The 22,656-nt window shown below is 72.2% G+C and carries 25 protein-coding genes; 12 read left to right on the top strand and 13 right to left on the bottom strand.

All coding sequences use genetic code 11. From position 1 onward, the window contains the following. Window positions 1–72: 72 nt before the first annotated feature. The 3 genes from ACZ6TU_RS26945 to ACZ6TU_RS26935 form a co-directional block, all read right to left on the bottom strand. Window positions 73–546, bottom strand: coding sequence for a C40 family peptidase (locus ACZ6TU_RS26945; RefSeq protein ID WP_467676206.1), 474 nt, complete (start codon window positions 544–546; stop codon window positions 73–75). Between the two features lie 554 nt (window positions 547–1,100). Beyond that, a complete protein-coding gene (locus ACZ6TU_RS26940) occupies window positions 1,101–1,409 on the bottom strand; it encodes a hypothetical protein (RefSeq protein WP_469551647.1) in 309 nt (102 codons plus the stop codon). A gap of 6 nt (window positions 1,410–1,415) precedes the next feature. After that, window positions 1,416–2,051: an ATP-dependent Clp protease proteolytic subunit gene (locus ACZ6TU_RS26935; protein ID WP_469551645.1), complete on the bottom strand. Its 636-nt coding sequence runs from the start codon at window positions 2,049–2,051 to the stop codon at window positions 1,416–1,418. Window positions 2,052–2,141: 90 nt separating this feature from the next. On the opposite strand from ACZ6TU_RS26935, the gene ACZ6TU_RS26930 reads away from it, so the two are divergent. The 7 genes from ACZ6TU_RS26930 (at window position 2,142) to ACZ6TU_RS26900 (ending at window position 7,470) form a co-directional block, all read left to right on the top strand. Beyond that, window positions 2,142–2,429, top strand: a complete 288-nt coding sequence (locus tag ACZ6TU_RS26930) for a type II toxin-antitoxin system Phd/YefM family antitoxin (protein ID WP_466097050.1) — start codon at window positions 2,142–2,144, stop codon at window positions 2,427–2,429. A gap of 495 nt (window positions 2,430–2,924) precedes the next feature. Further along, on the top strand, window positions 2,925–3,227 hold the full coding sequence (locus ACZ6TU_RS26925; RefSeq protein WP_399168314.1) for an urease subunit gamma: 303 nt from the start codon (window positions 2,925–2,927) through the stop codon (window positions 3,225–3,227). 11 nt (window positions 3,228–3,238) lie between these two features. Further along, entirely contained in the window at window positions 3,239–3,550 is a 312-nt protein-coding gene (locus ACZ6TU_RS26920; RefSeq protein WP_467676200.1) for an urease subunit beta, read from the top strand. Further along, entirely contained in the window at window positions 3,543–5,264 is a 1,722-nt protein-coding gene (locus tag ACZ6TU_RS26915; RefSeq protein ID WP_469551641.1) for an urease subunit alpha, read from the top strand. The genes ACZ6TU_RS26920 and ACZ6TU_RS26915 overlap by 8 nt, the downstream gene beginning before the upstream one ends. A gap of 10 nt (window positions 5,265–5,274) precedes the next feature. Further along, entirely contained in the window at window positions 5,275–5,949 is a 675-nt protein-coding gene (locus ACZ6TU_RS26910) for an urease accessory protein UreF (protein ID WP_467676196.1), read from the top strand. 70 nt (window positions 5,950–6,019) lie between these two features. After that, window positions 6,020–6,709 carry an urease accessory protein UreG gene (gene ureG / locus ACZ6TU_RS26905; protein ID WP_467676194.1) on the top strand — a complete coding sequence of 230 codons (690 nt, stop codon included), beginning with the start codon at window positions 6,020–6,022 and terminating at the stop codon, window positions 6,707–6,709. Next, window positions 6,691–7,470, top strand: coding sequence for an urease accessory protein UreD (locus ACZ6TU_RS26900; protein ID WP_467676193.1), 780 nt, complete (start codon window positions 6,691–6,693; stop codon window positions 7,468–7,470). The genes ureG and ACZ6TU_RS26900 overlap by 19 nt, the downstream gene beginning before the upstream one ends. An 8-nt stretch (window positions 7,471–7,478) precedes the next feature. Here the strand turns inward: ACZ6TU_RS26900 and ACZ6TU_RS26895 are convergent, their stop codons facing one another. The 3 genes from ACZ6TU_RS26895 to ACZ6TU_RS26885 all read right to left on the bottom strand — a co-directional run bounded on the left by ACZ6TU_RS26895 (window position 7,479) and on the right by ACZ6TU_RS26885 (window position 8,751). Beyond that, a complete protein-coding gene (locus ACZ6TU_RS26895; protein ID WP_467676191.1) occupies window positions 7,479–7,646 on the bottom strand; it encodes a hypothetical protein in 168 nt (55 codons plus the stop codon). Window positions 7,647–7,692: 46 nt separating this feature from the next. Further along, complete coding sequence (locus ACZ6TU_RS26890) at window positions 7,693–7,965, bottom strand: hypothetical protein (protein ID WP_467676189.1); 273 nt, start codon at window positions 7,963–7,965, stop codon at window positions 7,693–7,695. 66 nt (window positions 7,966–8,031) lie between these two features. After that, window positions 8,032–8,751, bottom strand: coding sequence for a lysophospholipid acyltransferase family protein (locus tag ACZ6TU_RS26885; RefSeq protein WP_467676187.1), 720 nt, complete (start codon window positions 8,749–8,751; stop codon window positions 8,032–8,034). 271 nt (window positions 8,752–9,022) lie between these two features. On the opposite strand from ACZ6TU_RS26885, the gene ACZ6TU_RS26880 reads away from it, so the two are divergent. Continuing rightward, the gene (locus tag ACZ6TU_RS26880) at window positions 9,023–9,478 is read left to right on the top strand and encodes an RpiB/LacA/LacB family sugar-phosphate isomerase (protein ID WP_086599478.1); all 456 of its coding nucleotides are present in this window, start codon (window positions 9,023–9,025) and stop codon (window positions 9,476–9,478) included. Between the two features lie 23 nt (window positions 9,479–9,501). Here the strand turns inward: ACZ6TU_RS26880 and ACZ6TU_RS26875 are convergent, their stop codons facing one another. From ACZ6TU_RS26875 to ACZ6TU_RS26855, 5 genes are all read right to left on the bottom strand, one after another. Then, window positions 9,502–10,743 carry a PP2C family protein-serine/threonine phosphatase gene (locus tag ACZ6TU_RS26875; RefSeq protein ID WP_467676185.1) on the bottom strand — a complete coding sequence of 414 codons (1,242 nt, stop codon included), beginning with the start codon at window positions 10,741–10,743 and terminating at the stop codon, window positions 9,502–9,504. Window positions 10,744–10,809: 66 nt separating this feature from the next. Next, entirely contained in the window at window positions 10,810–13,290 is a 2,481-nt protein-coding gene (locus ACZ6TU_RS26870) for a SpoIIE family protein phosphatase (protein ID WP_467676183.1), read from the bottom strand. A gap of 487 nt (window positions 13,291–13,777) precedes the next feature. Next, the gene (gene rocD, locus ACZ6TU_RS26865) at window positions 13,778–14,995 is read right to left on the bottom strand and encodes an ornithine--oxo-acid transaminase (RefSeq protein WP_467676181.1); all 1,218 of its coding nucleotides are present in this window, start codon (window positions 14,993–14,995) and stop codon (window positions 13,778–13,780) included. Beyond that, on the bottom strand, window positions 14,992–15,813 hold the full coding sequence (gene ddaH / locus ACZ6TU_RS26860; protein WP_469551631.1) for a dimethylargininase: 822 nt from the start codon (window positions 15,811–15,813) through the stop codon (window positions 14,992–14,994). The genes rocD and ddaH overlap by 4 nt, the downstream gene beginning before the upstream one ends. 126 nt (window positions 15,814–15,939) lie before the next feature. After that, window positions 15,940–16,455 (bottom strand): Lrp/AsnC family transcriptional regulator, encoded by a 516-nt coding sequence (locus tag ACZ6TU_RS26855; RefSeq protein WP_467676177.1) that lies wholly within the window; start codon window positions 16,453–16,455, stop codon window positions 15,940–15,942. 121 nt (window positions 16,456–16,576) lie between these two features. Between ACZ6TU_RS26855 and ACZ6TU_RS26850 the strand changes: the two genes are divergently transcribed. From ACZ6TU_RS26850 to ACZ6TU_RS26835, 4 genes are read left to right on the top strand one after another with little or no spacing between them, the layout of a single operon-like run. Beyond that, complete coding sequence (locus ACZ6TU_RS26850; protein WP_467676175.1) at window positions 16,577–17,326, top strand: LytR/AlgR family response regulator transcription factor; 750 nt, start codon at window positions 16,577–16,579, stop codon at window positions 17,324–17,326. A 2-nt stretch (window positions 17,327–17,328) separates the two neighbouring features. After that, on the top strand, window positions 17,329–17,724 hold the full coding sequence (locus ACZ6TU_RS26845) for a hypothetical protein (RefSeq protein WP_467676682.1): 396 nt from the start codon (window positions 17,329–17,331) through the stop codon (window positions 17,722–17,724). Window positions 17,725–17,733: 9 nt separating this feature from the next. Further along, a complete protein-coding gene (locus ACZ6TU_RS26840; protein ID WP_467676173.1) occupies window positions 17,734–19,443 on the top strand; it encodes a sodium/solute symporter in 1,710 nt (569 codons plus the stop codon). Beyond that, on the top strand, window positions 19,440–20,645 hold the full coding sequence (locus tag ACZ6TU_RS26835) for a sensor histidine kinase (protein WP_467676171.1): 1,206 nt from the start codon (window positions 19,440–19,442) through the stop codon (window positions 20,643–20,645). Before ACZ6TU_RS26840 ends, ACZ6TU_RS26835 begins: the two co-directional genes overlap by 4 nt. A 4-nt stretch (window positions 20,646–20,649) precedes the next feature. Here the strand turns inward: ACZ6TU_RS26835 and ACZ6TU_RS26830 are convergent, their stop codons facing one another. Both ACZ6TU_RS26830 and ACZ6TU_RS26825 read right to left on the bottom strand, forming a co-directional pair. Beyond that, complete coding sequence (locus ACZ6TU_RS26830; protein ID WP_010041043.1) at window positions 20,650–20,829, bottom strand: hypothetical protein; 180 nt, start codon at window positions 20,827–20,829, stop codon at window positions 20,650–20,652. Window positions 20,830–20,842: 13 nt separating this feature from the next. Next, window positions 20,843–22,654, bottom strand: coding sequence for a serine/threonine-protein kinase (locus ACZ6TU_RS26825; protein WP_469551624.1), 1,812 nt, complete (start codon window positions 22,652–22,654; stop codon window positions 20,843–20,845). Window positions 22,655–22,656 lie beyond the last annotated feature (2 nt).

The following is a 22,656-nucleotide window of genomic DNA, read 5'->3' as shown; positions in this document are numbered from 1 at the left end:
GTAACCACTTTGGATCGTGTCACGCTCCGGCGTGCGGCGGCGCATCAGGGACGCCGCCGCACGCCGGGCGGATCACTTCACGCGCCCGTACCAGACGCTCTTGGTCCAGAGCTTCTGCAACCGCACCACGTCCCCGCTCTTCGGGGCGTGCCAGAGCTTGTTTTTACCCGCGTAGATACCGACGTGGTACACGTTGCTGCCCGAGTGGAAGAACACCAGGTCTCCCGCCTTGCGGTTCTTTGAGGAGATGTGGCGTGTCTTGTTGTACTGCTGGGCGGCCGTGCGGGGGAGCTTCTTGCCCGCCTTCTTGAACGAGTACAGCGTGAGGCCGGAGCAGTCGAACCGGCGCGGGCCGGTGGCCCCGTACCTGTAGGGCGAACCCTTCTTCGAGGCCGCGATCTGGAGTGCCTTGGTCGCTGGTGTGGCTGCCGCCGCCTCGGAGGAGGCGCCGGGGGCCACGATCGAGCCGCCCACCGCGGCGATGGTGAGGGCCGAGGCCGTACCGGCCCGGACCATGAGCGACGGGACACGATTGAGCGCAGTCATGCGCAACCCTTCGTCAGCCGCCTGTGAAGGATGACCTGTCGGATTCGGGCTGGCGAAGTTGCCCGGCCGCTGACGCGGCTTCACCCCAAGGGCTGCTCGGGTCCGGTCGTGGCGTGACCGTCCCGGCGACCCGTCGTGCTTGGGTCCTCCACTCCTGCCGATCCACTTCCTGTCGACCGGTCATCCGGGCGGCGGCAGGACTCGGCGTCCGCCCGGACCGCCCCGCCGCTGTGGCGGGGGCTTGTCGTCAGACAGGGATCTTGGCTCATGCTTGTCCGGAAATCCCAACGGAACCGGGGATTTGTGTTGTTACTCACCACTCACCCGTTCGGGTGGACACGTCTGTGTTCGAGCCACCCTTCACGGTGCCATAGGCCGCCGGACCAGCGATGGAATGTCCCATTCCGCCCCTCGGCTACGCGCGTTGCGCAACTGTGAGGGCCCAAAAAAAGGACTCACCGTCTACTCCGAACAGGGGTACGTCGTTTGGTCCGTTTCGACTCAGGCCCGGACGCTCCGTTGACAGGGCGGGTGTCCGGAATGACGGATCTACGTCAACTGACGGACTCCGGGGGCAGGGTGACCCGGGCCGTGCGCCGCTCGCCGTCCAACACCCGCAGCGCCCGGCCGAGTGTGCCGGCGTGCAGTTCCGTCTCGCCCCGCTGGTGCATCAGGGTCAACGCGTCTCGCAGCGCGGTCGCCTTGCCGACCAGGGCCTGGGCGGCGCGCAGTCCGCGATAGGTGTCGCCGGGCAGCGCCGGGTTGATCCGGCCGAGCAGGTCGACGACCTCGAGGTAGCGATCGAGCAACTCCGCCTCGGCGTGGGTCAGTGCGGGCAGCGGCGGCAGTTCGGGCGGCAGCACCGGCGCTCACTCTCCGGTCGGCGGGGCCAGGGTGGCCTTGCGGTTGGGGACGATCCGGTCCACTAGGCCGTATTCCACCGCCTCCTGGGCGGTGAGGACCTTGTCGCGCTCGATGTCCTCGCTGACCTGCTCCCGGGTGCGGCCGGTGTGCCGCGCGAGCATCTCCTCCATGCGGGTCCGGATGCGCGTCAACTCGTCGGCCTGGATCGCCAGATCGCTGGCCTGTCCCCGGACCGGCTCGGGCAGCGCGGGCTGATGGATCACCAGACGCGCGTCCGGCAGCGCGGATCGCTTACCGGGCGTGCCCGCCGCCAGCAGCACCGAGGCCGCCGCGCCGGCCTGGCCCAGGCAGATCGTCTCCACGTCACAGGAGACGTACCGCATCGTGTCGTAGATGGCCGTCAAGGCGTGGAAGGTGCCGCCGGGGGAGTTGATGTAGAGCGAGATGTCGCGCTCGGGGGCCTGGTGTTCGAGGTACATGAACTGGGCCATCACGTCGTTCGCCGAGGTCTCGTCCACCGGCGCCCCGAGGAAGACGATCCGCCCCTCCAGCAGCTTCGAGTACGGATCCATCGTCCGTTGCCCGGACGCGGTGCGTTCGGTGAACTCGGGCAGCACGTAACGGGCGGACGGTCGGGTCATGGTGAACCCCTCCTCGCGGGCAGAGCCGTCTCCGGTGACAGCTGTCTCTGTAAAAAATGTACAGGATGTACGTGACGTTATGATGGGGGCATGGCCTACGAGATTCCGGTGACGCAAGCCAGGGCTGAGCTCGCCGACCTGATCAACCGCGTGGTGTACGGCGGTGAACGCGTCGTCGTCACCCGGCACGGCAAGCCCCTCGTCGCCCTCGTCTCAGCCGATGACCTGCGGCGACTCGACGAGACGCAGGAGCTCGCGGAGCCCGCGGAGGAGCAGGTGATCAGTGCGGTCTCCACGGTCCGCGAGGTCGCGTCCGCTCCTCGCGAACGGCAGCGGTTCGGGATCGCGGCGGAGCACCGGGGGGCCGACCCGGCGTAGCCCGGAGTCCGGAGTCCGGGCAGACGGAAACCGTGCGCCCCCGTCCGCTGCGGCGGGGGTGCACGGTCGTTTTCTGCAGGTCGTTCCGTGCGCCGGCTTCTTCTGAACGGTCGCTTTCTCTGTGACCAGGGCGCCGAGCCCGGCGGCGGCACCGCTGACGGCCAGCGCCTACAGCCCGAGCGTGGCGGCGTCCCTGGAGGTACTGGGCGACGGTGCCGGCGTCCCGGGCTGCGGCTGTCCGACGAGATGATCCCCAGGCTCCTCGCGACCCTGACGGAAGTCAGGCCCTGAGTGGTGCACCGGAGATCAGAGAAACGGACTGCGGGCGATGGTGAGCATGCGGGGCCCCGGCTCACCGGCCTGAAGGATCACAGCTCGGTTAACGTGCCTGAAACCCGATCCCACTAGCCTGCCGCCACGCCACCAGGGCTTTTCTCCCCGGGGCTGCGGCAACCGGGCCCCGCACGGTCCGGAGCGAGGACTGTGAGGTGGGACGTGCAACTGACCCCGCACGAGCAAGAGAGACTGCTGATACACGTGGCGGCCGACGTGGCCGAGAAGCGCCGGGCCCGTGGGCTGAGGCTCAACCACCCCGAGGCGGTCGCCCTCATCACGTCGCACATCCTCGAAGGTGCCCGTGACGGCCGTACCGTCGCCGAACTCATGTCCTCCGGACGTCAACTGCTCACCCGGGACGACGTCATGGAAGGCGTCCCGGAGATGATCCACGACGTCCAGGTCGAGGCCACCTTCCCGGACGGCACCAAGCTCGTCACCGTCCACGAGCCCATCGTCTGAGAGAGGTCTCGATGATTCCCGGAGAGATCCTCTTCGCCGACGACCCGATTGCCTACAACGAGGGCCGCGAGGTCACCCGGCTCACCGTCCTCAACGCCGCCGACCGGCCCGTCCAGGTCGGCTCCCACTACCACTTCGCCGAGGCCAACCCCGGTCTGGAGTTCGACCGCGACGCCGCGCGCGGCAAGCGGCTGAACGTCGCCGCCGGTACGGCCGTGCGCTTCGAACCCGGGATCCCCGTCGACGTCGCACTCGTTCCGCTGACCGGCGCCCGTGTCGTGCCCGGTCTGCGCGGGGAGACCGGAGGTGCCCTCGATGCCTGAGATCTCGCGTGCCGCGTACGCCGACCTGTTCGGCCCGACGACTGGCGACCGGATCCGGCTCGCCGACACCGATCTGCTGGTCGAGATCGAGGAGGATCGTTCCGGCGGGCCCGGGCTCGCCGGTGACGAGGCCGTGTTCGGCGGTGGCAAGGTCATCCGCGAGTCCATGGGCCAGGCGCGTGCCACCCGTGCGGAAGGCACGCCGGACACCGTCATCACCGGCGCGGTGATCATCGACCACTGGGGCATCGTCAAGGCCGACGTCGGCATCCGCGACGGGCGGATCACCGGGATCGGCAAGGCCGGCAACCCCGACACGATGGACGGCGTCCACCCGGACCTGGTCATCGGCCCCGAGACCGAGGTCATCGCCGGCAACGGACGGATCCTCACGGCGGGCGCGATCGACGCCCACGTGCACTTCATCTGCCCGCAGATCGCCGACGAGGCGCTGTCCTCGGGCATCACGACCCTGGTCGGCGGCGGCACGGGCCCCGCCGAGGGTTCCAAGGCCACCACCGTGACCCCCGGGCCCTGGCACCTCGCGCGGATGCTGGAGGCCATGGAGGCCTACCCGCTCAACATCGGCCTGCTCGGCAAGGGCAACACCGTCTCCCACGAGGCGATGCTGTCGCAGATCCGGGGCGGCGCACTCGGACTGAAGCTGCACGAGGACTGGGGGTCGACCCCGGCCGTCATCGACGCCTCGCTGACCGTGGCCGGACAGACCGGCATCCAGGTCGCCATCCACACGGACACGCTCAACGAGGCCGGGTTCGTCGGCGACACGCTCGCCGCGATCGCCGGGCGGGGCATCCACGCGTACCACACCGAGGGCGCGGGCGGCGGGCACGCGCCGGACATCATGACCGTGGTCTCCGAGCCGCACGTGCTGCCGAGCTCCACGAATCCGACCCGGCCGTTCACCGTCAACACCGCCGAGGAACACCTCGACATGCTGATGGTGTGCCACCACCTCAACCCGGCCGTGCCGGAGGACCTGGCCTTCGCCGAGTCCCGGATCCGGCCCTCCACGATCGGCGCCGAGGACGTGCTGCACGACCTGGGCGCGATCTCGATCATCTCCTCCGACTCGCAGGCCATGGGGCGCGTGGGCGAGGTCATCATGCGGACCTGGCAGACCGCCCACGCGATGAAGCGGCGCCGGGGTGCGCTGCCCGGGGACGGCCGCGCCGACAACCGCCGGGCGCGCCGGTACGTCGCCAAGTACACGATCAACCCGGCACTCGCCCAGGGCCTGGCCCGGGAGATCGGCTCCGTCGAGAGCGGCAAGCTGGCCGACCTGGTGCTGTGGGAGCCGGCGTTCTTCGGCGTCAAGCCGCAGCTCGTCCTCAAGGGCGGGCAGATCGCCTACGCGCAGATGGGCGACGCCAACGCCTCGATCCCCACGCCGCAGCCGGTCCTGCCGCGCCCGATGTTCGGGGCGATCGGGCGGGCACCCGCCGCCAACTCCCTGAACTTCGTCGCCCCCCTGGCCGTCGAGGACGGGCTGCCGGAGCGGCTGGGCCTCGGGAAGCGGTTCGTGGCGATCGAGTCGACGCGCGGGGTCACCAAGGCCGACATGCGGGAGAACGACGCCCGGCCCGAGGTACGGGTCGATCCCGACAGCTTCGCCGTGCACATCGACGGAGAGCTGGTCGAGGCGGCGCCGGCGGCCGAACTGCCCATGGCCCAGCGGTACTTCCTGTTCTGAGGACGTCCTGATGTCACGTGCGGCACTTCTCGTCCTGGCCGACGGCCGCTTTCCCGCCGGCGGCCACGCTCACTCCGGCGGGGCGGAGGCGGCGGTCAAGGCCGGGCGGATCAGGGGAGCGGCGAGCCTGGCGGACTTCTGCCGGGGGCGGCTGCACACGGCCGGGTCGGTGGCAGCGGCCCTTTCGGCGGCTGCCGCGCTGGGGATCGACCCCGTCACGCTGGACCGTGCCGCGGACGCCCGTACGCCCTCGCCCGCGCTGCGGGTCGCCGCGCGCAAGCTGGGACGGCAGCTGATGCGGGCCGCCCGGGCGACCTGGCCGTCCGCCGAACTGGACGCGCTGGCCCGGGAGTTCCCCAGGGGGGCCCATCAGCCGGTGGTGCTCGGGCTGGCGGCGCGGGCGGCCGGGCTGGGGCCGGTCGACGCGGCGTACTGCGCGGCGTACGAGAGCGTGAGCGGGCCGGCCACGGCGACGGTGCGGTTGCTGAGTCTGGATCCCTTCGACGCGACGGGGGCGCTGGCTCGGCTGGCACCGGAAGTGGACCGCGTCGTGGACCGGGCGGTGGAGGCGGCGCGAAGGGTGGTCGACGAGGGGGTCGACGCGTTGCCGGCGGGGTCGGCGCCGTTGCTGGAGATCGGGGCGGAGGTACACGCGGGCTGGCCCGTGCGGCTGTTCGCCTCATAGACAGTCGATCAGGCAGTCGATCACCCCCCCACCACTCGAATCAGTCGGACAAGAACGCAGGAGCCGCTCCATGCACCTCGACCACGACCACACCCACGACGGCCCCGGCGCCGTGAGCGCCGACGCCCTCAGGCCCGACGGCAGCCGCCGTGCCCTGCGTATCGGGCTCGGCGGGCCCGTAGGGTCCGGGAAGACCGCCACCGTCGCCGCGCTGTGCCGCGCGTTGCGGGACGAGTTGTCCCTCGCGGTCGTCACCAACGACATCTACACCCGCGAGGACGCCGAGTTCCTGCTGCGGGAGGCTGTGCTGCCGCCCGAGCGGATCACCGCGGTGGAGACGGGAGCCTGCCCGCACACCGCGATCCGGGACGACATCTCCGCCAACCTGGAAGCGGTGGAGGACCTGGAGGACGCCGTCGGGCCGCTGGACCTGGTCCTCGTGGAGTCCGGTGGGGACAACCTCACCGCGACCTTCTCCAGGGGGCTCGTCGACGCGCAGATCTTCGTGATCGACGTGGCCGGCGGCGACGACATTCCGCGCAAGGGCGGGCCGGGCGTGACCACCGCCGACCTGCTCGTCGTCAACAAGACCGACCTCGCACCGTACGTCGGCTCCGACCTCGCGCGGATGGCGGCCGACGCCAAGGCGCAGCGGGCCGAACTGCCGGTCGTCTTCCAGTCTCTGCGGAGCGAACCCGGAGTGACGGATGTCGCCGCGTGGGTGCGCGGGCAGCTTGCCGCGTGGGCGGCACGAGCGTGAACAGCTCCGGCGTGCGGTCCGTCGCGAGGATCGTCGCCCGGGACGACGGCCGGGGCGGGACCGCCCTGCCCGTGCTGGAGAGCGACGGACCGCTGGCACTGCGGCGCACCCGGGGAAGCGGCGCCGAGGCGCGGGTCATGCTGGTCGGAGCGATGAGCGGGCCGCTCGGCGGCGACCACTTCACCGTGCAGGCCCGGGTGGAGGAGGGTGGGCGGCTGTCCGTCGGGTCGGCCGCAGCCACCATCGCCCTGCCGGGGCAGGCCAAGGGAGAGGCCCGTTACGATGTCCGGCTCGACGCCGCCGAACGGGCCGAACTGCACTGGCTGCCCGAGCAGTTGATCTCCGCCCAGGGCAGCGACCTGTACGTCACGACCCGCGTCGAACTCGCCGCCACGGCCCGGCTCGTGCTGCGCGAGGAGCAGGTGCTCGGGCGGGCCGGAGAGGAACCCGGGCGGCTGACGAGCCGGCTGACCGTGCGGATCGCCGGGCAGGTCGTGCTCGACCAGGAACTGGCCTGCGGGCCCGGCGCGCCGGGCGGCTGGGACGGCCCCGCGGTGCTTGCGGGGCATCGGGCGGTCGGGCAACTGATCGTCGTACGGCCGGAGTTCGCCACCGAGCCGGTGCCGGCCCGGGCACTCGGGGAAGGGGCCTCGATCGTCCCGCTCGCCGGTCCCGCCGCCCTGGTGACCGCCGTGGCGCCGGACGCGCTGCGGCTGCGACGGCTGCTGGACGAGGCGCTGGCGTCTCTCATGGAGACGTAGACGTCCGCTCAGGCCTCGAACGAGGCGCACTCCGCCGCGTCCGGCCGGTAGCCCAGCTCCCGTTCCGCCGCGGTCATGTCGAAGACCACCGGCAGCTCCACCGACCAGGGGGAGCTGCCCACGGACGGCGAGGCTGCCACCCCGTCCGCCAGAACGGTCTCCGTCTCCACTCCCATCACCACGTCCACCGCCGCCCCGATCTCGCCGTACGGGCACGGGGTACTACGGGAGACCGCCCGGCTCGCTCATCGTGTCGAAGCCGCGGCCCGTGCCGTCCACGTGCACCGTCACCGTCGACACGACCACGGCCGAGCCGATGCGGTCGGCCAGCCCGGTCCACTGCCGTGCGGGCCGGGCCCCGTAGCCGACGATGTCGACCACGAGGCCACAGCGGTCACCGATCAGCGCGCCCAGCGCCGTGTCGTCCTCGCGGTCCGTCCGCCGCGTCCGTACCGCGCCGGGCCGGCTCTCGTCCAGGCCCCCGCCCCACGTCACGTCTCATGCCGCGACCGTAGATCGCCGAGGCCGGCGGGGATACGGCTTCTGCCGACAGAAGACCCCTCAACTGAGTGGCATGCGCGGGAACTTCCGCTCCTTCGCGGCGGCGGCCTCCTCGGCCTTCACGACGGCCGCGTACTGGTCGACGTACTCCTGCTCGGACAGCGAGAGGATCGCGTACATGATCTCGTCGGTGACGGCGCGCAGGATGGCCTTCTCGTTCTCCATGCCCTCGTACCGCGAGAAGTCGAGGGGCTTCCCGAAGCGGATCACGACGGGGTGGATGTTGGGGATGACCTTGCCGGGCGGCTGGGCCTCGAAGGTGCCGATCATCGCGCAGGGGATGACCGGGACACCGGCCTTGAGGGCCATGACCGCGACGCCCACCTTGCCCTTGTAGAGCCGGCCGTCGTGCGAGCGCGTGCCCTCCGGGTAGATGCCGAGCAACTCGTCCTCGCTCAGCACGCCGAGGCCCTCGCGGATCGCGGCCTGCCCGGCGTTCTTGCCCGAGCGGTCGACGGGGATCTGCCCGGCGCTGCGGAAGAACGACGCCGTCAGCCGGCCCTTGAGGCCCGGACCCGTGAAGTACTCGGCCTTCGCGAGGAAGGTGATACGCCGCTTGAGGACCGCGGGCAGCAGGAAGTGGTCCGAGAACGACAGGTGGTTGCCGGCGATGATGGCGGCGCCCTCCGACGGAACGTGCTCCAGGCCTTCTATCCGAGGCCGGAAGACCACTCTCAGCAGCGGTCCGATCAGCACGTATTTCAGCAGATAGTAGAACAAAGCGGGCGCTCCTCGACTCTCGCGGTGGCCTCAACCGCCGCGTTCCAGCAGGTCAACCGGCATGTCGTGGGGTGCCAGTGTAGGTGCAGGCGTGGCCACCGGGCACCTCGTGCGACCGGACGGTGCCGATCCTTGCCGATTGACTGATGGTCAGTCAGGGAGGTGCTGGTCCACGCGGGTGACCGGCAAGCCGAACGGGTGGCGTGGCGGAACAGGAGGGGTGCCTGGCCAACCGCTGGTGCTTGCGGCCCCGCCGAGTAGTCTGCGAAGTATGCGGATCTCTGTTTCCTCGGACATGGACGAGCCCGTCGCCCGCTCCCTCGTGGCCGCGCTGCGCGACCGAGGGCACGAGGTGCGCCCGCACGGCGCGCTGCGTCCCGGGGACGACCCCCAGTGGGCGGTGTGCTCGGAGGCCGCGGCCCGTGAGGTCGCCGACGGTACGGCCGACCAGGCCGTGGTGTGCTGCTGGACCGGCACGGGCGCCTCGATCGCCGCGAATAAGGTGCCGGGCGTCCGGGCCGCCCTGTGCACGGACGCCTACACGGCCGACGGCGCGCGCCGCTGGAACGACGCCAACGTCCTCGCGCTCAGCCTGCGGCTCACGTCCGAGCCGCTGCTGAAGGAGATCCTCGACGCATGGTTCGCCGGCGAGCCCAGCGCGGACGCCGAGGACCGGCAGAACGTGGACCGCGTCAGACTGCTCGACCACGGCAACACCCGCCGCTAGGGGCGGACACCCTGGGGCCTGTCTCACAGCCGCACGATGATCAGTGCGGTGTCGTCGGTGGCGCCGCCGGGCGGCAGCAGTTCGAGCAGGACGGTGTCGGCGAGGCGCTCGGGATCCTGGTTCCGGTTCCGGTACAGCGCGTCGGCGAGTCGGGCCAGGCCGGTGTCGATGTCCTCGGCACGCCGCTCCACCAGGCCGTCGGTGTAGAGCACGAGAGTGGCGCCCGGCGTGAAGGCCGTCTCGGCCTGGGGTCTCGGGATCGGGTCGGGGCGGGCGTCGAGCGGCGTGTCGGTGGCACCGTCGAGGAACTCCGCGCGGCCGTCGGGGTGGACCAGCACGGGCGGAAGATGGCCGGCACTGCTGTAGGTGATGGTGTGCCGGTCGAAGTCGATGAAGGTCGTCACCGCGGTCGCCGACTCGGCACCGTCGACCACGTGGGCGTAGCGCCCCAGCACGTCCAGGGCCTGGGCCGGGCCCTCGGCGACCCGGGAGGCCGCGCTGAGCGCGCTGCGCAGCTGGCCCATGACACCGGCGGCCTCCAGTCCGTGCCCGACCACGTCACCCACGGACACGCCGACCCGGTGGCCGCCGACCAGGTCGACCAGGTCGTACCAGTCCCCGCACACGTTGAGCGCGCCCACGGCGGGCCGGTACCGGACGGCGGCCCGGTGGTGGTGGCTGACCTGACGACGGTCGGGCAGCATCGCCTCCTGGAGGGCCATCGCCACCTCCCGCTCCCGGGAATGCGCCTGACGCAGCCGCTCGTTGAGCTCCTGGAGCTCACGGGCGCGGGTGTACAGCTCGGCCTCCAGGACCCGGGACCGGCCGCCCCGGCCTCCCCCCGGGCGGCCCCGGGCCCGGATCAGCTCCGTGACCTCCTCGACGCGGTGCAGGATCAGCGCCACCTTGCCGTCGGGGCCGAGCAGCGGCGCGTTCACCGGACTCCAGTATCGCTCCTGCCACTCCCCGGGCCGCTCGGGATCCTCGACGTCGTAGCGCTGGAGGGCCATGGCGTCACGCTCCCCGGTCGCCAGGACCCGGTAGAGCGAGGCTTCCAGGTTGCGCATGCCCGTCGAGGCGGGGTCGTTGGGGTTGTCGGGGAAGACGTCGAACAGGTAGCACCCGACCAGCTGCTCGCGGGAGCGGCCGGACACCCGGACGAACTCCTCGTTGACGTCCGCGTACACCAGCTCGGGCGTCAGCAGCGCCACCATGCCGGGCAAGGCATGGAACACCGCCGTGTAGTCGATCGCCGAATCCGTCATGGCTGCCGCCTCACCACTGTCGGGATCAGACCAGTTTCCCACGGTATGGGGGGCCCGGCCCCGGCTTCACTCCAGGAGCGCCGCCACGGGCAGCTCGGCGAGCTCCGTCAGGGACTGCTCCGCCCAGATGATCTTCCCGTCGGGGACGAACCGCGTGCCCCACCGCTGGGTCAGCTGGGAGACCAGCAGCAGACCGCGCCCGCCCTCGTCCGTCGTACGGGGATGGCGCAGATGGGGCGCCGTGGCGCCGCTGTCGAAGACCTCGCAGACCAGGGCGCGCTCCCGGATCAGACGGAGCCGGATGGGCCCGGGGGCGTGCCGGATGGCGTTGGTGACCAGCTCGCTCACCACCAGTTCCGTGGTGAACGCCAGCTCCTCCAGCCCCCAGCGGGCCAGCTGCCGGGTGGCCCTGCGGCGGGCGTCGGCGACGAGGGCCGGGTCGGGTTCCAGATCCCAGGCCGCGACCTGCTCCGTGCCGAGGCGTTTCGTCCGGGCCATCAGCAGGGCCACGTCGTCGTACGGGCGCGCCGGGACCAGCGCGTCGACGACGTTCCGGCAGTGCGCCTCCAGCGGGCCCGCCCCTTCCAGCGCCCCGCGCAGCCGCTCCCGGCCGGCGTCGACGGCCCAGGTCTCGGCCCGGGCCAGCAGCCCGTCCGTGTGCAGGGCGAGGGTGCTGCCCTCCACGAGGGACATCTCGACCGCCTCGAAGGGCGGACCGCCCACGCCGAGCGGCGGACCCTGCGGGAGATCGACGAACGTGACCGAGCCGTCGGGCAGGACCACGGCCGGCACGGGGTGGCCCGCGGCGGCCATCGCGCACCTGCCGTCGACCGGGTCGTAGACGACGTACACACACCCGGAGCCCACGCACCGCGTGCCCGCGGAGCCCGCCGTGCCCGGTTCGGCACCGTCTTCCCGGGCCGACCGCGCCACCAGGTCGTCGAGGTGCGCCAGCACTTCCTCGGGCGGCAGATCCTGGGCGGCCAGGGTCCGTACGGCGGTCCGCAACTGCCCCATGGCCGCGGCTGCGTCGATGCCGTGCCCGGGCACCTCGCCCACGACGAGTGCGACGCGCGCCCCGGACAGCGGGATGAGGTCGTACCAGTCGCCGCCCAGGCCGGTCAGCTCGTCGGCCGGCCGGTAGCACGCGGCCGCCTCGACCGCGTCCTGCTCGGGAAGCCGGTGGGGGAGCAGACTGCGCTGGAGGACGAGCGCGGCGTCGCGCTCGCGCGTGTAGCGCCGGGCGTTGTCCACGCAGACGGCCGCGCGGGAGACGAGGTCCTCGGCCAGACGCAGGTCCTCCTCGTCGAAGGGTTCCCGACCGTGGAGCCGGAAGAAGGTGGTGATGCCCAGGGTGGTGCCGCGCGCCCGGACCGGCACGACCATCACGCTGTGCAGGCCCAGCTCCGAAAACGTGGACCGCCGGCCGCCCGGGACGTCCGTCACCCACACCCGGGCCAGGGGATCGAGCCGCTCCGCGTGCCAGGGCCGTCCCGTGGCCAGGCAGCGGATCGGGGGCGACCCGGCCGGGTACGTCGCGACCTCGCCGATCCCGACGACGGCCTCCGGGACGCCCTCCTCCGTGGCCCGATGGCCAGCCCGGCGCAGTGCCACCGGATCGGTGTCCGCGAGCGGCCCGGGTGTCAGCTCGGCGCCCCGCAGCACCGTCTCCAGCAGGTCCACGGTGACGAGGTCGGCCAGTCCCGGCACGGCCACGTCGGCCAGTTCCTGCGCGGTGCGCGTGAGGTCCAGGCTGCGGCCGATGCTCTCGTTGGCGCGGTCGAGGAGGGCAAGCCGCTGCCGGGCGCGGTGCCGCTCGGTCATGTCGACGACCGTGTAGTACACACCCATCGGGCGGCCCCGGTCGTCGTCGAGCCGGGTGAACGACAGCATGTGCGCCGTCTCGCGCAGCGGCGCCGACAGCACATGGCCCACGTGCTCGTACCCGACCACGGCCTCGCCGGTCTCCAGTACGTGGCGCATCTGCGCCTCGACCGCCTGGGCGTCCAGGCCCGGCTGGACGTCCGCGAAGCGCAGGCCGAGCCGCCGGGGTGGTGGTCCGCCGCCGAACTGCTCCAGGGCGGCGTTCGACCACACGAAACGCAGGTCCGTGTCCACGATCGCGATACCGACCGGGGCGTCGGCCACCATCCGTTCCAGCACCGTACGGCTCATGGCCCAGCCGGGCGCGTCGGCCAGCTCCGACAGCAGCACCAGCCAGCGCGAGGTGCCGTGTGCCTCATCGGCCGAGGTGATCCGGGCCGCGACCCGCACCGGCTGTCCGTCCCTGCGGCGGGCCGTCAGCAGCCCCGTCCAGCCGCCGTCCCTGCGGCACCGCTCGACCAGGTCCGGCACGCGCTGTGCGTCCTCGGCCGTCAGCAGGTCCGCCAGCTTCCTGCCGACCGCCTCGGCAGCCGGAAACGCCAGCAGCCGCCGGGCCTCGCTGGTCCAGCCCGTCACCACGCCCTGCGGATCGAGCAACAGGGGCGCGGCGTCGGCCACGTCGAACCGCTGCCGGGCAACGCCGTACTCCTCGTGTGCGCCCACGGCCGACCTCTCTGTCGCTGAGAGTGGTCTACCACCTATTGCCTCAATCTTCACCCTTTCAGCATGTGGGGGTGGTTTGTGCGGGGCCGGTCGGGGCGCCTTGTGGTGTGCTGGGCCGGGGCGGCGCCAGCGTGCCGGCTCGGGACGGCTCGTGGCGCGTCGGCCGGGCGGCTCGTGACGGCGCTCGGCCCGGCGGAGGCCACCCCGCTGCCGGGACGGCCTCCGCCCTCAGCCTTCTGCCGGGGCCGACTCCGGCATCGGCGCTCCATCACGGCGGCCTCCGTCATCAAGCGCCCGAGGGGTGGCCCTCGCCACCAACCGGCCGCCCGGCGGTCTGCGACGTCGACGGTGTGCCGGGCGGCTTCGCCGGCGCCCCTTCGCCCTGCCGGCTGCCAGGGGGCCTCCGGCATCGCCGCTCGGCAGGCGGCCTCCGCCACAAGCCCTCAGCCCTTTGCCAGGGTGGCCCCCGCCGCAGCCCCTCCGTCTCTTATCGCAGCACCTTCTCCAGTGAACTGAGCGCCCCCTCCAGCTCCTCGCCCGTGATGGTGAGCGGTGGGGCCAGGCGGATCGTGGAGCCGTGGGTGTCCTTGGCCAGGACTCCCTCCCGCATGAGGCGTTCGCTGATCTCGCGGCCGGTGCCGAGCGCGGGGTCGATGTCGACGCCCGCCCACAGGCCCCGAGAGCGGAAGCCGACGACGCCCTTGCCGACCAGCTCGGTCAGACCGTCCCGCAGGACCGCCCCCAGCTCGGTCGCGCGGCGCTGGAACTCACCCGTCTCCAGCAGCTCGACCACCGCCGTGCCGACCGCGGCCGCCAGCGGGTTGCCGCCGAACGTCGACCCGTGCTCCCCGGGGTGCAGCACCCCGAGTACCTCCCGGCGGGCGACCACCGCGGACACCGGCACGATGCCGCCGCCCAGCGCCTTGCCCAGCAGCACCACGTCCGGCACGACCGACTCGTGCTCGATCGCCAGCGTGCCGCCCGTACGGCCAAGCCCGGACTGGATCTCGTCCGCGACGAACAGACACCCCTTGCGGCGGGTCAGCTCGCGCACGCCGGCCAGATAGCCGTCGTCCGGAATGATCACCCCGGCCTCGCCCTGGATCGGCTCGATCAGCACGGCCGCCGTCGTCTCGTCGACCGCCGCCTCCAGCGCGGCCAGGTCGTTGTACGGCACGACCCGGAAGCCCGGCGTGAAGGGGCCGAACCCCTGCCGCGCCGTCTCGTCCGTGGAGAAGCTGACGATCGTCGTCGTACGGCCGTGGAAGTTGTCCGCCGCGACCACGATCGTCGCCCGGTCGGCCGGGACGCCCTTGACGTCGTACGCCCACTTGCGGGCCACCTTCACCCCGCTCTCCACCGCCTCCGCGCCGGTGTTCATGGGCAGCACCATGTCCATACCGGTCAGCGCCGCCAGCCGCTCCGCGAACTCGGCGAGCCGGTCGTTGTGGAAGGCACGCGAGGTGAGAGTCAGCCGGTCGAGCTGGCGATGGGCCGCCTCGATCAGCGCCGGATGCCGGTGCCCGAAGTTGAGCGCCGAGTAGCCGGCCAGCATGTCGAGATAGCGCCGCCCCTCCACGTCCTCCACCCAGGTGCCCTCGGCACGGGCGACGACCACGGGCAGCGGATGGTAGTTGTGCGCGAGGACCGGCTCCTCCGCGCGGATGAGCTCCTCCGAGCCACGGGTACGGACGGGTGCGGTCATGAGCGGATCTCCCGGATCTCCTGGGTGCAGCACTTGATGCCGCCACCGGCCTTGCGGAACTCGGACAGGTCGACGGAGACGGGGACGTAGCCACGGCCGGCGAGCCGGCCGGCCAGGGCCGTCGCTTCCGGTGAGATGAACACATGCCGCCCGTCGGAGACGGAGTTGAGCCCGAACGCCAGCGCGTCCTCGCGGGTGGCGAGCACCGCGTCCGGGTAGAGGCGGGCCAGCACCTCGCGGCTGCCCGGCGAGAACGCCTCGGGGTAGTAGGCGATGTTCTCCTCGTCCAGGACGAACAGCGCCGTGTCCAGGTGGTAGAAGTACGGATCCACCAGCGTCAGGCTGATCACCGGCACCCCGAAGTGCTCCTGCACCTCGCTGTGCGCCTCCCGGGTCGTGCGGAAGCCCGTCCCGGCCAGGATCCAGCGGCCGGCCGGCACCAGGTCGCCCTCGCCCTCGCACACCGACTCGGGGTGATAGACCTCGTAGCCCTCCGACTTGAACCACGCCTCGTACGGCACGGACTCGGGACGGCGCTCGGGCGCGTGGAAGAGCGAGCCGAAGACGCGGCCGTCGACGACGACCGCCGCGTTCGCGGCGAAGACCATGTCGGGCAGACCGGGAACGGGTTTCACAGTGTCCACGGTATGGCCGTGGGCACGATAGGTGTCCACCAGCGCCTGCCACTGGTCCAGGGCGCGGATGACGTCGACGGGTTCGTCGGGATGCATCCACGGGTTGATCGCGTACTGCACGGCGAAGTGTCTGGGTTCGCAGACGAGGTAGCGCCGCCGGCGCGGCACACGGGAGTCGGGCACAGAGGGGTCCCTCCGCTTCCTCACGGTGTGTGACTAGGTATTGACACAACGGTAGGAACTGGCGGTGGTGGCCGACAAGAAACAAAGGTTGCGCGTTCACGCAGGAACGCTGCGTCTTGAGGCCGGTCAGCGCACGTCCGCTGCGCCGCCCGGGACCTCCTCCGGCGCCGGATGGCTGGCACCCGCCTCCGGACTCTCCGGAAGCAGATGGGACAGCACCATCACGCTGATCGTCTTCCGGATGAACGGCTCCTGGCGGATCCGCTCCAGCACCTCCTCGAAGTGCTCCACGTCCCGCGCCCGCACGTGCAGCAGCGCGTCCGCACCGCCCGTCACGGTCATCGCGGCGGTGATCTCCGGGTAGTCGCGCACGACCTCCGCCAGCCGCCGCGGCGGGGCCGCACCCTCGCAGTACACCTCGACATAGGCCTCGGTGCGCCAGCCCAGCGCCGAGGGCTTCACCGTGGCCGTGAACCCGGTGATCACGCCCGTCTCCCGCAGCCGGTCGACCCGGCGTTTGACCGCCGTGGCGGACAGTCCGATCGCCGTGCCGATCTCGGCGAACGACGTCCGGGCGTTCGCCATCAACGCGGTGATGATCTTCCGGTCGAGTTCGTCGAACGGCGTGGACCTGCTGTTCATGCGGGCACTGTATCCACGGCACCCCAGCCCGCGCCCGGCCCGGCGCGGACGCCTCGTCCAGCGCGAACGTCCACCCCCGGCACATGTCCAGACGTACGGATCGCCCCTACACTCCGGGTTCATGCTGCGCGCCCTGGCTGTCGACGACGAACGCCCCTCGCTGGAGGAACTGCTCTACCTGCTGCAAGCGGACCCCCGCGTCGGCAGTGCGGAGGGCGCCGGCGACGCGACCGAGGCACTGCGCCGCATCAACCGCGCCCTGGAGTCCGGTCCGGGCGGGCCCGAGGCGATCGACGTCGTCTTTCTCGACATCCAGATGCCCGGCCTCGACGGGCTGGACCTGGCCCGGCTGCTCACCGGGTTCGCCCGGCCGCCGCTCGTCGTGTTCGTCACCGCCCACGAGGACTTCGCCGTGCAGGCCTTCGACCTCAAGGCCGTCGACTACGTCCTCAAACCCGTGCGCAAGGAGCGCCTCGCCGAGGCCGTCCGCCGGGCCGCCGAGCTGCGCGGTGCGGCGCCCCGCATACCCGTGAGCGAGCCCGACCCCGACCACATACCCGTCGAGCTCGGCGGCGTGACCCGCTTCGTCGCCGTCGACGACATCACCCACGTCGAGGCCCAGGGCGACTACGCCCGCCTGCACACCGACAAGGGCAGCCACCTGGTGCGCATCCCGCTGTCCACCCTGGAGGAGCGCTGGCGCACCCGCGGCTTCGTCCGCATCCACCGCCGCCACCTCGTCGCCCTGCGCCACATCGGCGAACTCCGCCTCGACGCGGGCACCGTCAGCGTCCTCGTCGGCGCAGAGGAACTCCAGGTCAGCCGACGCCACACGCGCGAACTGCGCGACCTGCTCATGAGGAGGCCGTGACGATGCCCCAGGACCACACCGAACGCCGCGTCGTCGTCACCGGCCCGCCCCGCCGCACCCTCCCCCACGCTCGGCTTCGCTCGCGCGGGCGGTACCCCCACGCCTCCGGCTACTACCGCCCGCGCACCGAGATCGACGAACAGACCACCCTCGGCCACACCTACGTCCGCTCCCTGATGCGCACCCAGCTGCGCGCCGCCCTCACCGTCTTCGCGGTCCTCGGCCTGCTCGTCGGACCGCTGCCGCTGCTGTTCGCGGCGATGCCCGACGCCCGCCGCCTGGAGTGGGCCTTCCTCGGCTTCGGCCTCTACGCCCCGCTGGTCCTGCTCGCCCGCTGGTACGTCCGCCGCGCCGAGCGCAACGAGCGCGACTTCGTACGCCTCGTCGAAGACCGCTGATCCACGCCGATGAACTCCAGCTACGCCGTCCCCGCCGTCGCCCTCGTCGTCGTCGCGACGGTCCTCGTGGGCGCCTTCGGCCTGCGCATCTCCCGCACCACCTCCGACTTCTACGTCGCCTCCCGCACCGTCGGCCCCCGCCTCAACGCCGCCGCCATCAGCGGCGAGTACCTCTCCGCCGCCTCCTTCCTGGGCATAGCGGGCCTGGTCCTGGTCCAGGGCCCCGACATGCTCTGGTACCCGGTCGGCTACACCGCCGGCTACCTGGTCCTGCTCCTCTTCGTCGCCGCCCCGCTGCGCCGCTCCGGCGCCTACACGCTCCCCGACTTCGCCGAGGCCCGCCTCGCCTCGCAGGCCGTACGACGGCTGGCCGGTGCCTTCGTCGTCGGCGTCGGCTGGCTGTACCTGCTGCCCCAGCTCCAGGGCGCGGGACTGACCCTGACGGTGCTGACCGGGGCGCCCGACTGGCTCGGCGGAGTGATCGTCGCCGTCGTCGTGACCGCCACCGTCGCCGCCGGCGGCATGCGCAGCATCACCTTCGTCCAGGCCTTCCAGTACTGGCTGAAACTCACCGCCCTGCTCGTCCCCGCCCTGTTCCTGGTCCTCGCCTGGCAGAGCGACGGAGCCCCCCACCACGCCTTCGACGAACCGGCCACCTTCCGCGAGCAGCGTGTCGTCCGCGTCGGCGACAGCATCGACCTGAAACTGGACCGGCCCCTCACCGTCACGGTGACCGGCACCGTGGACGGCCGTACGCACACCGGCACCCGCCTCGAACTCCCCGTCGGCACCCACCGCGTCGAACGCGGCGCCCGGCTCACCTTCGCCGAGGGAGCGGCCGTCCCCGAGGCGCAGCGCAGCGGCGGCGATCTGTCGCCCGCACAGGCCGAGAGCCGTGAGGAACGCCCGCTGTACGCCACGTACGGGCTGATCCTCGCCACGTTCTTCGGCACCATGGGCCTGCCGCACGTCGTGGTCCGCTTCTACACCAGCCCGCACGGTGTCGCCGCGCGCCGCACCACCGTCGCGGTCCTCGGCCTGATCGGGGCCTTCTACCTCCTGCCGCCCGTCTACGGCGCCCTCGGCCGCCTCTACGCCCCCGAACTCACCCTCACCGGCGACACGGACGCCGCCGTCCTGCTCCTGCCGGACCGCATCATCGGGGGAGTGGGCGGCGACCTGCTGGGCGCGCTGGTGGCGGGCGGTGCCTTCGCCGCGTTCCTGTCCACGGCCTCGGGGCTCACCATGGCCGTCGCGGGCGTGCTCACCCAGGACGTCCTGCCCGCGCGGGGCGTACGGCACTTCCGGCTCGGGACCGTCCTCGCCATGGCCATGCCCCTCACGGCGAGCGTCCTGGTCGGCGGGCTCCCGGTCGCCGACGCGGTGGGGCTCGCCTTCGCCGTGTCCGCGTCCTCGTTCTGCCCGCTGCTCGTCCTCGGCATCTGGTGGCGGCGGCTCACCCCGCCCGGCGCGGCCGCCGGCATGCTGGTCGGCGGCGGCTCGGCCCTGCTCGCCGTCGCCGCGACCATGGCGGGCTACCCGGGCAAGGGCGCGCTGCACGCCCTGCTCGCCTGGCCCGCGCTCTGGTCGGTGCCGCTGGGCTTCCTCACCATGATCCTGGTGTCCCTGGCCACCCCCGGCCGGGTGCCGCCGGGCACGGCCGCGGTCCTGGCCCGGTTCCATCTGCCCGAGGAACTGCGCACGGAGGTGACCGCATGAGCGGATTCCTGGCCGGCCTGTGCGTGGCCGTGCTCCCGGTGCTGGCCGTGGGGGTCTGGCTCGGCCGACGCACGGCACGCCCCCAGAGCCTCGGCGGCCTGGGCACCCCCGTCGAACACGCCACCTTCGAAACCCTGCACACCGCCTCCCTCGCCGCGCCCCCGCTACGGGCCGGGCTGACGGAGGAGACCGCCCGCAGGTCCGCCCGCAAACTGCGCTCCCTGCTCGGCACGGACGCCCTCTGCCTGACCGACCGCAAACAGGTCCTGGTCTGGGACGGCGACGGCGCCCACCACCGCACCGAGATCATGGAACGCCTCGCCGGCCCTCTGGACACCGGCCGCGGCGAGGCCTTCCAGCTGACCTGCGACCTCCTCGACTGCCCCGTGCGCTGGGCGGTCGTCGCCCCGCTCACCGTCGACGACCGCGTGCACGGCGCCCTCGTCGCCTGCGCGCCTCGCGAGTCCGCGGTCCTCGTCCGGGCGGCCGGAGAAGTGGCCCGCTGGGTGTCCGTACAGCTGGAGCTGGCGGACCTGGACCAGTCCCGCACCCGACTCATCGAGGCCGAGATCAAGGCGTTGCGGGCCCAGATATCCCCGCACTTCATCTTCAACTCGCTCGCGGTGATCGCCTCGTTCGTCCGCACCGACCCCGAGCGCGCCCGCGAACTGCTCCTGGAATTCGCCGACTTCACCCGCTACTCGTTCCGTCGGCACGGCGACTTCACCACCCTCGCCGACGAACTCCACGCCATCGACCACTACCTGGCACTCGTGCGGGCACGCTTCGGCGACCGCCTCTCCGTCACCCTCCAGATCGCCCCGGAGGTGCTGCCCGTCGCCCTGCCCTTCCTGTGCCTCCAGCCGCTCGTCGAGAACGCTGTCAAGCACGGCCTGGAGGGCAAGGCCGACAAGTGCCACATCCAGATCACCGCCCAGGACGCGGGCGCCGAGGCCCTGGTCGTCATCGAGGACGACGGCGCGGGCATGGACCCCGGCCTGCTCCGCCGTATCCTCGCCCGCGAGGTCAGCCCCTCCGGCGGCATAGGGCTCTCCAACGTCGACGACCGGCTCCGCCAGGTCTACGGCGACGACCACGGCCTCGTCATCGAGACCGCCACCGGCGCGGGTATGAAGATCACCGTCCGGCTCCCCAAGTACCAGCCGGGCGTGCATTCGGCCGGACGGCTGATCCCGGAGTGAGCTCTCAGGTGCTCTTCGTGGTGACCACCATCCCGAGGGTGATCAGGCCCAGGACGACCCAGCCGAACCACAGCCAGCCGTTGCTGCCGAGCGCCACCGTGTAGGCCGTCACCAGGACGAGGCCGCCGACGGTGACGACTCCCATGGTCTTCGTCGCGTTCGAACCGTTCGTGGAACCGGGCATCGCAACACCCTCCTCATGGTTCTGTCCCCTCCATGGTGCCCCCGTTCTGCCTCCTGACGGTGCAGACGACGACATGAGTACCGGTTTTCCAGGGTCCGTCGCTGGTCCACGAAGCGGCTTCGTAGACGGACGGGTCGAAGCCGTAGTCGCGCGGCGCCAGGTTCCGGGCGCATGCCGTGTCCGACGAGGTCCGCGCCTCGGCGAGCGTCACGCCGCCGCCCAGCCGGGTGAACCCGAGCACCTGCTGGTCGTACCGTCCGCCGCACGGCACCAGCCGCGCCTCCCGGCTCGAACGGACGTCCAAGCAGTCACGCTTCTGCATGGTCGCGGTGTCGGCGAATGCCGTACCGAACCTACGTCGCTCCCCGAGCGGCCCGTACAACGGCCCGTGCGCGCCCAGCACCAGACAGGCGGTGCGCCGCCCCGCCGCCTCGAACCCGGTGCCGGTCGGCACGACGGCGTGGCTGCGGACATCGGCGAGCCGGTCCCGCAGCTCCCGGGTCCGCTCCTCGCACCGGGCCGGCCCCAGTGTCCGTGCCTCGTCCGCCGAGGCCGCCTCGACGAACGCCACCACCTGCCCGTCGGGCGCCTTGTCCCGGCAGGTCGGGTCCAGCGAGAGCCGGGGCGTGCCGGCGAACCGGGTCCCGCCCGGCCAGTCCGCGAGCACACAGTCCCCGTCCGCGAGTGGCTTCCCCAGCCCGACGGCCTCTCCGTAGGGCGCCGCCGTCCCACCGCCCGCCCGGTCGGCCAGCGCGTACCAGACGCCGCCCAGTGCGAGGACCAGCCCGAGACCGCAGGCGGCGACGGCCCGGAGCGCGGGGGAGCGCTGCCGTCGCCGTGCCCCGGACGCGGCGACGACGGGTCCAAAACCGTCCGGCCCGGCCTGCGGCACGGACGGGGTCTCCCACGGGGACGGCGAGCCGGGGTCGGTCCGGGTCCGCTCGTACGCGTCCGACTGGGGCGTGACGAGCCCCGACAGCCCGGCCTCCACCTCCTGCGCGGTCATCCGCAGCTCCGGATCCTTGGCGAGCAGCCCGCTCAGCACGGGCTCCAGAGCCCCGGCCCGTACCGGCGGCAGCGGCTCCTCCATGACCACGGCGGTGAGCGTCGCCAGATGCGACTCCCGCTCGAAGGGGCCGCGGCCCTCGACGCCGAAGTACAGGGTGCAGCCCAGCGAGAACAGGTCGGCGGCCGGCGTCGGCGCGCCGCCGGACGCCCGCTCCGGCGCCAGATACCCCGCCGTGCCGACCAGCACGGACGCCATCGTGTACCGCGTCTCACCGGCGTCCGGCTGCACGGAGATGCCGTAGTCGGTGAGCAGGACCCGACCGTACGGCGAGCCCGCGCGGTCCGGCGCGAGCAGGATGTTGGCCGGCTTCACGTCCCGGTGCATCACGCCCCGCTCGTGCCCAGCGGTCAACGCGTCCAGTACGGCGAGACCGACGCGGGCGCACTCGGCCGGGGCGAGCGGCCCGCGCCGGGCCACCAGCTCCCGCAGGTCCACGGCCCCGGTCACGTACTCCATGACGATCCACGGCAGCCCCTCGTGCTCCAGCACGTCGTGCACCGTCACCACATGCGGGTGCCCGCGCAGCCCGGCCGCGTGCCGGGCCTCCGCACGGGCCCGCGCGACCCGCGCCTCCCGCTCGTTCCCGGCCTCGGCCGGGTCGCGGAACACGATCTCCTTCAGCGCGACCTCGCAGGCGAGTCTCTGGTCGTGGGCGAGCCAGACGTGCCCCATGCCGCCGCCGCCGAGCCGGCGCAGCAGCAGGTAACGGCCGGCGACGACCCGGCCCACTCCCGACGTCGGTGATCCTGGGGACATCC

This window comes from Streptomyces sp. NPDC052064 (assembly GCF_055585925.1).
This window is presented reverse-complemented; position numbering and strand designations above follow the sequence as displayed.

Coding starts and splice junctions, on each gene's coding strand:
- ACZ6TU_RS26910 (WP_467676196.1), top strand. CDS start 5,275: ATGTCACGTGCGGCACTTCTCGTCCTGGCCGACGGCCGCTTTCCCGCC.
- ureG (WP_467676194.1), top strand. CDS start 6,020: ATGCACCTCGACCACGACCACACCCACGACGGCCCCGGCGCCGTGAGC.
- ACZ6TU_RS26845 (WP_467676682.1), top strand. CDS start 17,329: ATGCCCCAGGACCACACCGAACGCCGCGTCGTCGTCACCGGCCCGCCC.
- ACZ6TU_RS26915 (WP_469551641.1), top strand. CDS start 3,543: ATGCCTGAGATCTCGCGTGCCGCGTACGCCGACCTGTTCGGCCCGACG.
- ACZ6TU_RS26840 (WP_467676173.1), top strand. CDS start 17,734: ATGAACTCCAGCTACGCCGTCCCCGCCGTCGCCCTCGTCGTCGTCGCG.
- ACZ6TU_RS26855 (WP_467676177.1), bottom strand. CDS start 16,455: ATGAACAGCAGGTCCACGCCGTTCGACGAACTCGACCGGAAGATCATC.
- ACZ6TU_RS26830 (WP_010041043.1), bottom strand. CDS start 20,829: ATGCCCGGTTCCACGAACGGTTCGAACGCGACGAAGACCATGGGAGTC.
- ACZ6TU_RS26835 (WP_467676171.1), top strand. CDS start 19,440: ATGAGCGGATTCCTGGCCGGCCTGTGCGTGGCCGTGCTCCCGGTGCTG.
- ACZ6TU_RS26850 (WP_467676175.1), top strand. CDS start 16,577: ATGCTGCGCGCCCTGGCTGTCGACGACGAACGCCCCTCGCTGGAGGAA.
- ACZ6TU_RS26945 (WP_467676206.1), bottom strand. CDS start 546: ATGACTGCGCTCAATCGTGTCCCGTCGCTCATGGTCCGGGCCGGTACG.
- ACZ6TU_RS26875 (WP_467676185.1), bottom strand. CDS start 10,743: ATGACGGATTCGGCGATCGACTACACGGCGGTGTTCCATGCCTTGCCC.
- ACZ6TU_RS26920 (WP_467676200.1), top strand. CDS start 3,239: ATGATTCCCGGAGAGATCCTCTTCGCCGACGACCCGATTGCCTACAAC.
- ACZ6TU_RS26825 (WP_469551624.1), bottom strand. CDS start 22,654: ATGTCCCCAGGATCACCGACGTCGGGAGTGGGCCGGGTCGTCGCCGGC.
- ACZ6TU_RS26895 (WP_467676191.1), bottom strand. CDS start 7,646: ATGGGAGTGGAGACGGAGACCGTTCTGGCGGACGGGGTGGCAGCCTCG.
- ACZ6TU_RS26935 (WP_469551645.1), bottom strand. CDS start 2,051: ATGACCCGACCGTCCGCCCGTTACGTGCTGCCCGAGTTCACCGAACGC.
- ACZ6TU_RS26930 (WP_466097050.1), top strand. CDS start 2,142: ATGGCCTACGAGATTCCGGTGACGCAAGCCAGGGCTGAGCTCGCCGAC.
- rocD (WP_467676181.1), bottom strand. CDS start 14,995: ATGACCGCACCCGTCCGTACCCGTGGCTCGGAGGAGCTCATCCGCGCG.
- ACZ6TU_RS26880 (WP_086599478.1), top strand. CDS start 9,023: ATGCGGATCTCTGTTTCCTCGGACATGGACGAGCCCGTCGCCCGCTCC.